Annotated in this window: 15 protein-coding genes; 13 read left to right on the top strand and 2 right to left on the bottom strand. The window is 36.8% G+C overall.

The window, feature by feature from the left end; translation table 11 throughout:
• From L655_RS0105860 to L655_RS0105835, 6 genes are all read left to right on the top strand, one after another.
• Positions 1-839 (top strand): transposase (locus L655_RS0105860; RefSeq protein ID WP_033011515.1); only part of this gene is annotated, 839 nt, incomplete at its 5' end.
• 281 nt (positions 840-1120) lie between these two features.
• Positions 1121-1531 carry a hypothetical protein gene (locus L655_RS0105855; RefSeq protein WP_002961863.1) on the top strand — a complete coding sequence of 137 codons (411 nt, stop codon included), beginning with the start codon at positions 1121-1123 and terminating at the stop codon, positions 1529-1531.
• A 148-nt stretch (positions 1532-1679) separates the two neighbouring features.
• On the top strand, positions 1680-2429 hold the full coding sequence (locus L655_RS0105850) for a hypothetical protein (RefSeq protein WP_002961861.1): 750 nt from the start codon (positions 1680-1682) through the stop codon (positions 2427-2429).
• 121 nt (positions 2430-2550) lie between these two features.
• Positions 2551-2772 (top strand): hypothetical protein, encoded by a 222-nt coding sequence (locus tag L655_RS0105845; RefSeq protein WP_002961860.1) that lies wholly within the window; start codon positions 2551-2553, stop codon positions 2770-2772.
• 635 nt (positions 2773-3407) lie between these two features.
• Positions 3408-3788, top strand: coding sequence for a hypothetical protein (locus L655_RS0105840; RefSeq protein ID WP_024593617.1), 381 nt, complete (start codon positions 3408-3410; stop codon positions 3786-3788).
• A 101-nt stretch (positions 3789-3889) separates the two neighbouring features.
• On the top strand, positions 3890-4312 hold the full coding sequence (locus L655_RS0105835; RefSeq protein ID WP_024604412.1) for a retropepsin-like aspartic protease: 423 nt from the start codon (positions 3890-3892) through the stop codon (positions 4310-4312).
• Positions 4313-4425: 113 nt separating this feature from the next.
• Here L655_RS0105835 and L655_RS0105830 read toward each other — a convergent pair whose 3' ends face one another.
• Together L655_RS0105830 and L655_RS0105825 are read right to left on the bottom strand one after the other, a co-directional pair.
• Positions 4426-5454, bottom strand: coding sequence for a methionine synthase (locus L655_RS0105830; protein ID WP_024604411.1), 1029 nt, complete (start codon positions 5452-5454; stop codon positions 4426-4428).
• 78 nt (positions 5455-5532) lie between these two features.
• Positions 5533-6510, bottom strand: coding sequence for a DUF1852 domain-containing protein (locus tag L655_RS0105825; RefSeq protein WP_024604410.1), 978 nt, complete (start codon positions 6508-6510; stop codon positions 5533-5535).
• Positions 6511-7138: 628 nt separating this feature from the next.
• On the opposite strand from L655_RS0105825, the gene L655_RS0105820 reads away from it, so the two are divergent.
• The 7 genes from L655_RS0105820 to L655_RS0105790 form a co-directional block, all read left to right on the top strand.
• Positions 7139-7888: an ATP-binding protein gene (locus L655_RS0105820; protein WP_024604409.1), complete on the top strand. Its 750-nt coding sequence runs from the start codon at positions 7139-7141 to the stop codon at positions 7886-7888.
• A 136-nt stretch (positions 7889-8024) separates the two neighbouring features.
• Positions 8025-9038, top strand: coding sequence for a DUF5924 family protein (locus tag L655_RS0105815; RefSeq protein ID WP_024604408.1), 1014 nt, complete (start codon positions 8025-8027; stop codon positions 9036-9038).
• Positions 9039-9330: 292 nt separating this feature from the next.
• A complete protein-coding gene (locus L655_RS1000000127890; RefSeq protein WP_241764455.1) occupies positions 9331-9768 on the top strand; it encodes a hypothetical protein in 438 nt (145 codons plus the stop codon).
• A gap of 89 nt (positions 9769-9857) precedes the next feature.
• Entirely contained in the window at positions 9858-10133 is a 276-nt protein-coding gene (locus L655_RS1000000127885; protein ID WP_241764454.1) for a hypothetical protein, read from the top strand.
• Positions 10134-10407: 274 nt separating this feature from the next.
• On the top strand, positions 10408-11067 hold the full coding sequence (locus tag L655_RS0105800) for an NAD(P)H-dependent oxidoreductase (RefSeq protein WP_024604406.1): 660 nt from the start codon (positions 10408-10410) through the stop codon (positions 11065-11067).
• Between the two features lie 267 nt (positions 11068-11334).
• Positions 11335-11784 (top strand): hypothetical protein, encoded by a 450-nt coding sequence (locus L655_RS0105795; protein WP_024604405.1) that lies wholly within the window; start codon positions 11335-11337, stop codon positions 11782-11784.
• Between the two features lie 199 nt (positions 11785-11983).
• Positions 11984-12736 (top strand): phosphotransferase (locus L655_RS0105790; RefSeq protein WP_024604404.1); only part of this gene is annotated, 753 nt, incomplete at its 3' end.

The raw sequence follows: 12736 nt of genomic DNA, 5'->3' as shown, positions 1-12736 counted from the left end.
GTGCGAAGATGACGACCTCAAAAGGGACAATTCAAGGCTACAACGGCATCGCGATAAACGATGATAAACATCAAATCATCCTGCAAGCACAAGCGTGGGGCTCAGTGGGCGAACAACAAACTTTACAGCCAGCCGTTGCACAATTAAAACAGCAACTCGCTAAACTCAATACAGAAAAAATGGCAGATAAACACACCATCAAATTCACCGCAGACAGTGGGTTTAACAGCGAAGTAAATCTTGAGTTTATGGCGCAAAGTGGGTTCGATACCTACATTGCGGATAACCAATTTAGAAAACGAAATCCGCTGTTTAAAGCCAGCGAAACATACGAAACTGAGCAAGAAAAGCGCCGACTAAAACGCAGTAAAGGCAAGGCTCGGTTATTTACCTCAGACGATTTTCATTATGATGAAGCAACCCAAACATGCCGCTGCCCAGCAGGTAATGATATGTGGCGAAGCGGAGTTAATGTAAACAGCCATAACCAACAATACACACGATTCTGCGGTTACTTAAAAGATTGCAAAGTATGTCCACTACAACAGCAATGTATGCGAAAACCACCGATAGAAAGAGGACGACAAGTGCAGTTTATAAATAATGAATCGCGCAAAAAGCTGAGCTATGTAGACAAAATGAAAGTAAAAATAGACAGCCCCATAGGTCGACGACAATATAGCAAACGACTTGGCTGTATTGAGCCAGTGTTCGGGAACATTACAGTGAATAAAGGCATGAATAAATTGACCTTACGGGGTCAAACGAAAGTGAATGCGCAATGGCAACTGTATTGCCTTGTTCATAATATAGAAAAGCTGCAAAACACGATGCATTAAGAAGGGTAAGCCCTCTTACTCTAAATAAAAGCCACTCAAACACCCGTAATCCCTTCCAAAACGCCAATTAAAACAATATCAAACACTTCTATATTCTGCGTGAAAATACAGTAATCAATTGAACCAAAATAGGAACTCAGCTATGGTTTGTTTATCAATAAAAACAAATTTAAAAACGAGTTAATCTACAGGCTCGTTATATGCCTAAAATAGTCATTAGTATAATATCTAACATGGTACATCTTTTGCTTTAATATCTATTAATGCACGAGGAGTTTAATATGAATATTTCAAATGTAGGGCAAAACTATTCCATTACGACAGCATCTAGCGGCAATAAAATGCCGACTGAATCTATTGCTGTAGAAAAAAATATAAACCAAAATAATTCACAACCTACAAAGATTGATATGAGAAACATATCAATTGATGAAATTAATACATTAATTAAATCAGGGGAAAGTGCTTTACTTGATGTGGTGCCATTTATACCATTAAATGTTCTTGAACAATATAATAATGATCCCGAAAAAATAGGTAAAATCAAAGTAGACTTAATTGGGCAAGTTGAAAAATCTATAGATTTTAAAAAAAGCATTGGTGAGAATACTGACTTTTTATCAGGTGTTTTAAATAAATTTAAAGATCTTGACGGTAAACAGCTAAATGGAAAGGTTGATATCTTAGCATAATACGGCATCTAACAAGCAAATAAACTAGGACAAAAAACAGTTGGCTTTTTGCTCCTTCGTCGCCATTTTAGCCAACAATTTTTTGCCTGTTATTTGGGCGTTATATGCCAGTGTTGCTTCATCGTACATTGCAAAATAAGAGGTAGTTATGGGTATAGGTTCTAATTGGGCAGTAGAAATTGCAGAAGAAGAATATAATGAGGCAAAAAGTGAATGGATCCAAAAAGAGCTCAATGATCCTGATGCAGATGAATACACTGATGGATGGTTTGAATTGTCTGAAAGGTATGACGAAGAAGCAAATAACTACTCTGATTATCTTGAAGCCGAATATGAATGGCACAGTAGCCAAGATCATTCAAATTTTTTCATAGAATTCAATCAAACAATTGAAGAAATTAGAAGAATATTAAATTCTACAATTGATCCAACTGTCATGGAAACTATCTATAAAATGATACATATTCATGCAGTAACAGCTATGGAAACTTATTTGGGGGATTCCCTTAAATCTGCTGCTATAGGTAATAAAAAATATATTGCTAATGCAGCAAAAAATCTTGAAGAACTTTCTAAAAAGAATTTTAAACTAAGCGACATACTTTCATATGAAGGTGATGTTGAAAAAATTGTCTTAGAGCAACTAGGTAAATATTTATATCACGATGTATCAAGGGTGATGAAAATATACAAAGCAACCTTAGGCCTTAGTTATACCTATGACTTAAAATATTTAATTGAAATAACAACAATCAGACATGATTTAGTACATCGAAACGGTAAAGATAATAATGGCGTTCGTGTTAAATTAACCCCTGTTGATTTAAAAAATGCGATCGATGAAGTAGATAAATTCATAAATTATTTGGAAATTAGCCTTCAAAACCACCAAGCTTAAAAGGCATATAACAAGCTAATAAATAAGGACAAAAAACAGTTGGCTGTTTTCGTTCCTCAACATTTTAGCCAACAATTTGTTGCCCATTATTAGGGCGTTATAACCAAAGGAGCTGTAGTGGATGGAATCAAAAGTAAAGTTAACTGGTGGCACGTTATTCGTAATAGCGTTAATTGTTCTCTTTTTGGGGAATGCACGTTCCATAGAAATTGTAGAAAAACTAGATGAGATACAGTCTGATGTTTCTAGTTTAAAAAGTGAAGTTGCATCTTACAAGCAGCAAGTTGAAATATTGAAAAATGAAAACCTTAACTTAAAAGAACAGCTTAGAAGTGGTAATTAGTTATAACAAGCTGTTAAACAAGGACAATGCTCCTGACCCGTTTTAGTGGACACCTCCTCATCACTTTGAGGAAAATAATGATTAGGATGACACCTATCCTAATCATTAGGAAAAAAGCCAACAAAAACAGTATGAAGAGTGCACTATTATAAATAATGAATCACGCAAAAAGCTGAGCTATGTAGACAAAATGAAAGTAAAAATAGACAGCACAATCGGGCTACGATATCTGTTTATTAAAGAATGGCAAACGACTCGGCTGTATTAAACCGGCTTTCCTTTAAATAAAAAGCGGAATATTACAGTGAACAAAGGCATGAATAAACTGACCTTACGGGGGCAAGCGAAAGTCAATGCCTTTACTTTATTGTGTGGCAACTGTATTGCCTTGCTCATAATATAGAAAAGCTGCAAAACACGATGAATTAAGAAGGGTAAGCCCTCTTACTCTAAATAAAAGCCACTCAACCACCCTTAATCCCTTCCAAAACGCCAATTAAAACAATATCAAACACTTCTATATTCTGTGTAAAAAGACAGTAATCAATTGAACCAAAATAGGAACTCAGCTATGGTTTGCTTATCAATAAAAACAAATAGAAACGAGTTAATCTACAGGCTCGTTAGGTAATTAAATGAATACTGCCATCGATGAAGTCACAAATAATTACCAAGACTGGAGCTTAGACAAATTATCGTATGTTGATGGGTTACTAACACTGAACCTTAAAACTTATATAAAAGGCGATGATCCCGTAAGGTTTATGGTTGTGTTTACGAATACCGTTTTATTTGAAACTTATGATGAAAGTAGCCATTTTCATGACTATCATCAAAACCGTGATTCGGGCGTAATCGGCGTGTATTCTGATTCAAGCTTATTGGAGTATGCTCAAACTAAAACGAATACTTTCAGTTTAAACAACAATAAGCTGTTTCATTATTCAGTAATGACTACAAATGAAATCATCCATGTTTTAACAAATATTGAGCCTCAGGTGATAAACGTTACCTAACAAAACGCGCTGAGGTGGGCGACTAGTAAAATTTGGCTATTAATTGTGGGAAGCTGAAAATAGTAAGTAAGATTTTAAAAACTTTATAACAAGGAACGTATATGAATTTATCTGAAGGCAAAACTGTAATTGAGTTTGAAATATCAGAAACAGGCCACCAAATTGTTGAAGCTAAAATTAACGGTAAATTGTTACGTTTTATTTTAGATACTGGCGCTGGAACATCTGTTTTAGACAGGGGATGCCTAAGTGAGTTAGGCATTGAAGAGACACTAAATGTTGAGAATGCAGCAGGCTTAGGCACTTCGGATCACGCTATGGGAGATATAGAAGTTCATTCAATTGAGTTTGGAAATGCCTTGTTTGAAAGTCCTGACTTTGTGTCACTTAATCTTGACCATGTTCAGGTAGCGGGTGGTGAAAAGGGAGTACATGGCTTGTTAGGCTCTCCCTTTTTTACCAAATACCAAGCAGTTATCGATTTTTCAAAAAATAGATTAGAGCTTTTTAATAAAAAAAAATAAAATAACTAACCTAAACTTTGTTCTTTAGTCGGTTTTAGCTAACGCACCATGTTTATGGATTTTACTATGGCATGGTGCGACAGTTGTTATTGTTTACAATTTGTATTTTAAAGCTACTTTTCTAGTTCTTTTCTTATAATTTCAGCCCCTGCGCTCAAGGCATTTAGTTTACCTCTGGCTATATGGTGAGGCAGTGGAGCCATGCCGCAGTTTGTACACGGGTAGAGTTTGTCGGCATCTACGAATTGCAGTGCTTTACGTAGCGTATTAGCTACTTCTTCTGGCGTTTCGATAGTATGATTTGCTACATCAATTGCGCCTACCATTACTTTTTTACCGCGAATGAGTTCTAGTAAATCCATTGGTACATGCGAGTTATGGCACTCTAGTGAGATAATATCGATATTAGATTGCTGAAGCTTAGGGAATGCTTCTTCGTACTGTCGCCATTCAGATCCTAGTGTTTTTTTCCAATCTGTATTTGCTTTAATGCCGTAGCCATAGCAAATATGCACTGCGGTTTCGCATTTAAGCCCTTCAATTGCGCGCTCTAAACAGGCGATTCCCCAGTCGTTCACTTCATCAAAAAATACGTTAAACGCGGGCTCATCAAATTGGATGATATCAACGCCTGCGGCTTCTAATTCTTTTGCTTCTTGATTGAGAATTATGGCAAATTCCCACGCTAGTTTTTCGCGGCTTTTATAATGATCGTCGTAAAGCGTGTCAATCATTGTCATTGGGCCTGGCAATGCCCATTTTATTGATTGCTTGGTTTGCTTGCGTAAAAATTTAGCGTCTTCAACAAACACAGGCTTTTGACGGCTAACAGGGCCAACAACAGTGGGTACGCTTGCGTCGTATCGGTCACGAATTTTTACTGTTTTACGTTTTTCAAAGTCAACGCCATTTAGATGCTCTATAAATGTAGTTACAAAATGCTGCCTTGTTTGCTCACCATCGCTAACAATATCAATGCCTGCTTGTTGTTGGTCGAATAATGACAAGCGTAGGGCGTCGTGTTTTCCTTGGGTTAATTCATCACCTTGTAATTTCCAAGGTGACCAAAGTGTTTCTGGCTCTGCAAGCCATAAAGGCTTAGGTAAACTGCCAGCGGTAGATGTAGGTAGTAATTTTTTCATAATAAATAATGCCGTATATTTTAGTTAATTATTAAACGTATCGTTAAGCGCGTTATTACTGCTTGTTACTATTAGTTGTTATGACAGATAGCTAGTAGAGAATTGCTCAAGAACTCTTTGGTACGGCTTGATAAAATGCTCTTGCGCAAACTTGCCTTGCTCGTTTGCTAACTTGCCGCGCTCTTCTCGGTCATACACAATTTGCGTTAGTGAGTGGTCCAAGTTTTTTAAGTTTGGTTTATATGATTTACCCGCTGTTGCGTTGGCATTATAAATCTCTGGTCTGTAGATTTTTTGAAACGTCTCCATCGTACTAATGGTGCTTATAAGCTCAAGATTGCTGTAATCATTAAGTAAATCACCAAAGAAAAACAATGCTAAAGGCGCTGCACTATTTGGCGGCATAAAGTAACGTACCTGCAAGCCCATTTTTTTGAAGTATTGCTCAGTTAAAGACGATTCATTTGGTTCGTATTCAACGCCAAGTACCGGGTGTTGGTTTTCAGTGCGGTTGTAGGTTTTGTTATCTGACACACTTAGGCATATAACCGGTGGTTTTTTAAAGTTTTGTTTGTATGTATCCGAATTTACGAATGACTGAAATAGTTTGCCATGTAAAACCCCAAAGTCATCTGGAATGCTAAATTGAGACTTACCTTTATTATGCTCTTGTAGAAGTACGCTAAAATCGTAGTCGCGCACATACGATGAAAAGTTGTTTCCTACAATGCCTTCAATGCGCTTATTAGTTTTATGGTCAACAATATTTGTTTTTAATATTTCGATAGAGGGGAAGCTTTCGCCGCCATCTTCAATACCTATTTCAACAGAGATAATTTCAAGCTCAACAGCATAACGCTCACCTTTGGTGTTATCCCAATGGGCTAGGGCATTAAAACGGTTGTTAATCATGTTTAAGGCGTTACGCAAGTTTGCTTTGCGGTATTCACCTCTGGCTAAATTAGCAAAGTTGGTTGTGATACGCGTATTAGTTGATGGATGATAATTTTCGTCGAGTGAAACGCTCTTTATATTAAATGTAAAATCTTTTTTCATCGTGTTTATATCCAATTTTATAATTTAAACCTGATTGATGCTTTGCGCTTTACTAGCCTTACAACACAACTTACTAAGCTGGCTTAGCTGGTTTAGGTATTCAGCAGCTTTAAGTTGTTAGCAATAGTGTTTAGCGCTAAGGGATGAGTAATTTATACGTTGATTGGGATATGAAGAAAAACGGTTTAATTTCACATAAAACATGAGTCATATTCATTAATCATTATTGTTAGATTCGATTACGTAGTAATTGGCGAAAAAAAGGCACAAATCGATAAAAATAAGGTATGGATGTTTAGCCGTTTAGACTTCTTTGGTGCTGGCGTGTACTTTATTCATGTTGAACATGAGGAATATTCAAAGGGGTTTTTTATTGCTATAACAGTACATTAGCCAAATTTTTAGTAGGTTAAGTCGTTGCTTGTACTAAGAGTCATCACTGGAAACGTTTTAATTAGCTATAAAAGCATATACTTCAGCTCATCTAGCCTAAATGATAAACCGACTTTTTTGAGTACGTATATAAATGCTTGTAAATTAATAAAAGCGTTATTAGTCATATTAGTAGCAATGGTAGTACGTTAACTAAGTTATACTCGTTTTTTATCACTTCACCTATTGAGTACTCGTGGATATCAAAGGCACTTGTATTGCATCAACTATTGATGAGCATGGCCCTGTTTATGTATATCAAACAAAAAAGAATCTAATTCTCAGCTTTGACGGAAAAATTTATCAAAGCTGTATTAAGTTAAATAATATTAACGGGTTAAGCTTAGCTTATACGCAAGCTATGATGGCTGCGCTTTTTTTTATACCAAATTTAAAAACCGCGATGATAATGGGACTTGGGGCGGGCTCTATAGCAAAAAGTCTTTATCATGCGTTTCCTGCACTAACTATACATACCGTTGAATACCGTAAAGCCGTTGCTGAAATGGCTATAAAATATTTTGAACTGCCTGTGTCAGAACGTTTGTTTATTCACATTGATGATGCGGCAAACTACATGAAAAAAACGCAGATAAAAACGGATGTTATTTTTTCTGATTTATATAGCTCAGAAGAGATGGAATCAGATCAGGTGCAATCATCCTACTTACGTGATTGTAAAAATGCGCTCACTTTTGATGGTGTTTTAGTACTTAATATTTGCCATACCAAAGTTGGGCAAAGAGAAGCGTTCGATCAACTACTTGATAAAGAATTTGCAGGACAGATTTTTAGTTTTATTATTGAAGGCGGCAATAAAATTGTTTTTGCTTTTAACAATAAAATGCCAGTACTTAGTGAGGATGAATTACTTGCTAAGGCTCACACGTTACAAAAATTAATAAACGTACCAATGACGCGCTATGCCGAGCTTTTATTTAATTAAAAATGGTTAGTTTGATGTACTGTTAAATGGCGCGTTTGAATCCATCCGTCTATCTGTTGTTCATTTAAACTTGGTTAAACTAATCATACTCTGAATAAAAATAATAAAGTACGTACCCGTACGGAAACACTCATACATGGATTACTGTAAAAATATAATCGCTAAATTTATAAGCGCGATGCAAAAGCGGCCTGGATTATTGGCTGTATTGGCGTTTTTGTCGGGCGTTGCCAGCTTTGCACTTGTAGATAGAAAAGAGTCTTTTTCGCAAGTTATTGCGATATTTTTACTTTTTAGTTGGTTGTGGCTAATTATTGATAATTGGCTACGAGACAAAGTAGAAGAAAAATTTGGTGTGGCTGTATCTCCTAATGTAATGCGTTTTGCTCTACAAATGGTGCAACAAGAAAGTCTATTTTTTGCTTTGCCATTTTTTTTAGCGGTTACGCAGTGGGACCATCCTCAAGCATTTTTTACCTCCCTCATTGTGGTATGTGCGGTTATATCGGTAATCGACCCCTTTTATTATAAGAAGCTTGCTAAAAACCGTACGTTATTTAGTGTGTTTCATAACTTTGCTTTATTCGTTGTTTTACTTGTTACCTTACCTATTTTGTTAAACCTTACCACGAGCCAAAGTTTAGCTGCAGCCCTTGTAACGGCTGTAGTGGTTACTCTTCCGAGTTTAAACAATTTAATGCCTAATGCACGCTGGTGGCGTTTTCCTATTCTTGTATTTATTTTATGTGCTTTGAGCACTGCTGTGTGGCAATTAAGAAGTTATGTGCCTCCTGCTGCGCTGCGATTAACCGGTATTACGTTAGCTCATGAAGTTGATTTACAGCATAAAAAGCCAGTTGGGAGTATTAAACAGTTAGACTCTTATACACTGCATCATCAAGGTTTATATAGTTGGACCGCTGTTAAAGCACCAAGAGGCTTAAATGAAAAAATATTTCATGTGTGGCTTCATAATAAAAAGGAAGTTGATCGGATCACGTTAAATATAAATGGCGGAAGAGAGCTAGGTTACAGAGCATGGACCCACAAGGTAAATTTTCCTAGCGACTCTGTTGGTAAGTGGCAGGTAAAAGTAGTCACCGAATCAGGTCAGTTAATAGGTTTAACGAAATTTACTGTTACACCTTAATTAACTAATCCGGCTGTATTTTAAACACATAGCTAGTATAGTTTTTCTATTCCAAACTAATGGACATAGTTAATGAGCATTGCATTTGAGATTTTTATTTGGCTAATAGTTGATACTGGCTTGAGCTTTTTATTTTACTCGACCGGTTGGCTACTATTAAAAGTGGTTACGTTTGGGTTGTATAAAAGCGAGTTTAAAGACTTTGCATCTATGTTTGTCCCGTTACCGCACTTTTTTACACTTTCTACTTATAGCTTTCCTGTTTTTGCAATAGGGAACACCTCACTAATAAATGACTCACTATTTAAAATATGTATTTGTTATTTCGACTCTAGCGGGAGTAAATGCAGCTTACGCACAAGCAAAATCACAAGAGCACTACCAAGAGCTTGAAGTGGGCGTAGGCGGAAATATTAAGCATACTAATAATAACGTAAATTATAAAAATAAAGAGTTTGATTTACATATTCACCCATTATGGGAGAGCCGATATGTTACCGAAGGTCGAGATAACTTTGCCGGTAATGGTATTGCATCAATTGCTACTGAGGTTAACTATAAAAACTTTGCGGTGATCCCTTGGGCGGCCAAAGGTATTAGTAGTGATTATTCAGAGCTTAATTTAAATGCTATTTATACCGCTCACTTATCTGAGCGGATAGAGATGTATGTAGGCTATAATATATTAAAGCTCGCGAAGATGGCATTGATGCTCACGATAATGAGCTGAGCCTCGACGTTGCGTATTTTTATGCGGACGATATTCAGTTATTAAGTAGTGTTTATCATTCATTTGATGCCAGCGGTATATTTTTGGAGATGGCAGTAAAAAAAGATTTTTATATTAACGATTTACTATCAGTAGATATTCAATCGGGCGTGGGGTTTAATGCGGGGTATGTTAATGATGGGCACAACGGAATTAACAACGTAAAGTTTACTGCAAACTTGTCGTATCAGCTTTTTAATCAGTTAGCCTTATACACATATACAAGCTATAGCATTGCAGTTAATAAAGATGAAAAACGCTTTACAGGTGACGAGACACTTCGAAATATATTTTGGGGTGGTGTAGGGATAAGTTATCAATACTAGGGCGTGCTTTTTCAAGGTTGAGTTTGAAGCAGTGTGTTTTACTTTTAGGCAGTTCAGAGCCCATTGGTAAAACCCTTGCTGCATGATTAAATAGATCTTAGGAGCAAATAGTAACACACGATAAAGTATGTTTAACGGCGCGGTTGTTGCTAAATTTCAGTTTTAAATTTAATTATTATTATGCTTTGAATCAATAAACTATGCGTATGTGTAATACACAATAACTAAAAAATGTTAGTGTTTAGCTATCGTTTAAAAAAGTTGAGAATTACATATGAAGTTTTTAGTATTTTTAGGCACAGTACGCGATAGCACTCCACCAAAACCAGCTCGCTTGGGCTTAAGGGTTTCTAGTGCTTGTATAGAATGCTTAACAGAGCATTTTGGCGATCATGAGTTTGAGCTAATTGATGCGTTGGATTTTCCTAGCGAAAACGTATTTAAACCACATTTTGCATACGCTAAAAGTAATGCACCTACAGAGCTCACTCTTTTAGCTGATAAAATTAAAGCCGCAGATGGTTATATAATGATTAGCCCTGAGTACAATCACAGCATGAGTCCAGCCCTCGCTGACTTACTTAATCATTTTGGTAGCTCACTATTTTCGTATAAACCAAGTGCAATAGTAACTTACTCAGCAGGACAGTGGGGTGGCGTAAGAGCGGCCATTAGTATGCGCACATTTTTATCTGAACTTGGCTGTTTGCCGGTATCAGCTATGATCCACGTACCAAAAGCGCAAGATGTGTTTAGTGAGGATGGCAAACCTGTTGCAGGAGAGAGTCAATCATCGTGGTTTAATTATTTCTCACGCACGTTTAGCCAACTAATATGGTGGGCGCAGGCTGCTAAAGAGCATACCGAGGTGGTTGACCCGCAAAGTTTACTAAAAAGCTTTAAAACAGCTCCTTCTCAGCGTAATGCACCTTAATACTCGCTAACTAATTGTTTGGATTGATTATAGAAACATGGCTGCATAAAGTGGTATCATTAACGCTACATATTTTTAATAATGCATAATACCAATTCTCAATAATAGTTAATCAATTTAAGGGATTAAATCGCTAACTGCATTAAAAATTTTTGATATAGAACAACTCAATAACGAAATTTTTGCTTTGTTATCAACACGATTTTCTTGTTTCAAAATAGATTACTTAATTATGCGAATTGGTGTAAGAAACAAGGAAATTGTGTCTTGAAATATCTAGCCTTACTAAGTGTGCTAACGCTTAGTGCATGTAGTTCTGTTCCCCATAAAATTGAAATGAGCCAAAGTACGGCTGCAAATATGAACCTTATCGCTTTAACTGAGCAAAGTGCACCAAAGGGTGTTGCTGGCACTTACCAGTTTCATATTAAAGCGGCGGGGGCTCAGGGGAGTTGGTTGTATTTAAATACAGAAACTGATTATCGCGACAGGCGTTCAATTACGGTATCAATACAGCCTAATGTGGTAGCAGAGCTTCAAAGTAAATACGGACAACCAGCAGACACCTTTTTTATTGATAAAACAATAGAAGTAACAGGCGAAGCTAAACGAGTAACTATCGATTTTATGAGCCGTGGTAGAGCCACTAATAAATATTATTATCAAACGCACATAGCTGTGTCATCAATTAAGCAGCTTCGTGTTATTAAAAGTTAGAAAAAAACAACGCACTGTATTTATATACAGTGCATTGTGAAAAGCTTGCTTTGAGCTTTAACGTTTACACTTAAATTTACTGTTCTGGCACTATTTTAGCGCTGTTTTATTCAACGATTTCAAAACTCCTATTTAACCTATTGTAATCTCATTATATAAAACTAATAATTAGTTAGTTTTATAAGTTTGAGTACCTGTATTGAAAGCCAAAGAAATCCGCAATTTTTATATCAACGAAGAGCAATCTGTTTATTTGCTTTCGCACCGCGATGCTAAAAAACACCGCCAGTGGCTTAATATTTGTATTAAGCAGTTAACACTGCTGGGCTACAAAAACGTTGAAATGATTGGCTCAGGTGCTTTTGGTTTTGTGTTTGCAGGTGATGACGATAACGGCTTACCTTGGGTATTTAAGTTTTCGCGTATTACGCTTGCCCAAAGTGTACGCGACCGCCTAGAAGACGAAGCGTATATGCTTTCGCAAATTAATAACCCCTTAGTGCCTACCTTTTATGCTTTTGAGCGAATTAAAAAACAAGGGATTTTAATGATGGCGCGCGCCATTGGAGAGGACCTTGAAAAAGTATCGCTTAAAACAGGGCGCTTTAGTGCCGCGCAAATAATGACGCTAGCTGTTAGGTTACGTAATGTGTTGGTTGATTTACGTAGCCATAAAAATGGCGTTAGCCCACAACCTATAGTGCATGGCGATATAAAGCCTTCAAACCTTGTATGGGATGCAAACACTGATGCGCTGTCGTTAGTGGATTGGGGAAGCTCTGTGTATGCACAGCTCGATAGCGATGGTAACCCTGTTGCGAGTAACTTTATGGATTTAATGTCGGGCGATTTAAGTACAACTAATGCGCGTATGGGCGATGTGTACTTTATTGGTGAAGCGCAAATGTCGGGGGAGCAATCATCCCCACGATTTGACGAACAAGGTGTAGCC

The sequence above is a fragment of the Pseudoalteromonas sp. TAE79 genome (assembly GCF_000498015.1).
GTDB lineage: Bacteria > Pseudomonadota > Gammaproteobacteria > Enterobacterales > Alteromonadaceae > Pseudoalteromonas.
The sequence above is the reverse complement of the archived record's forward strand: the minus strand, read 5'-3'. Positions and strand labels throughout refer to the sequence as shown.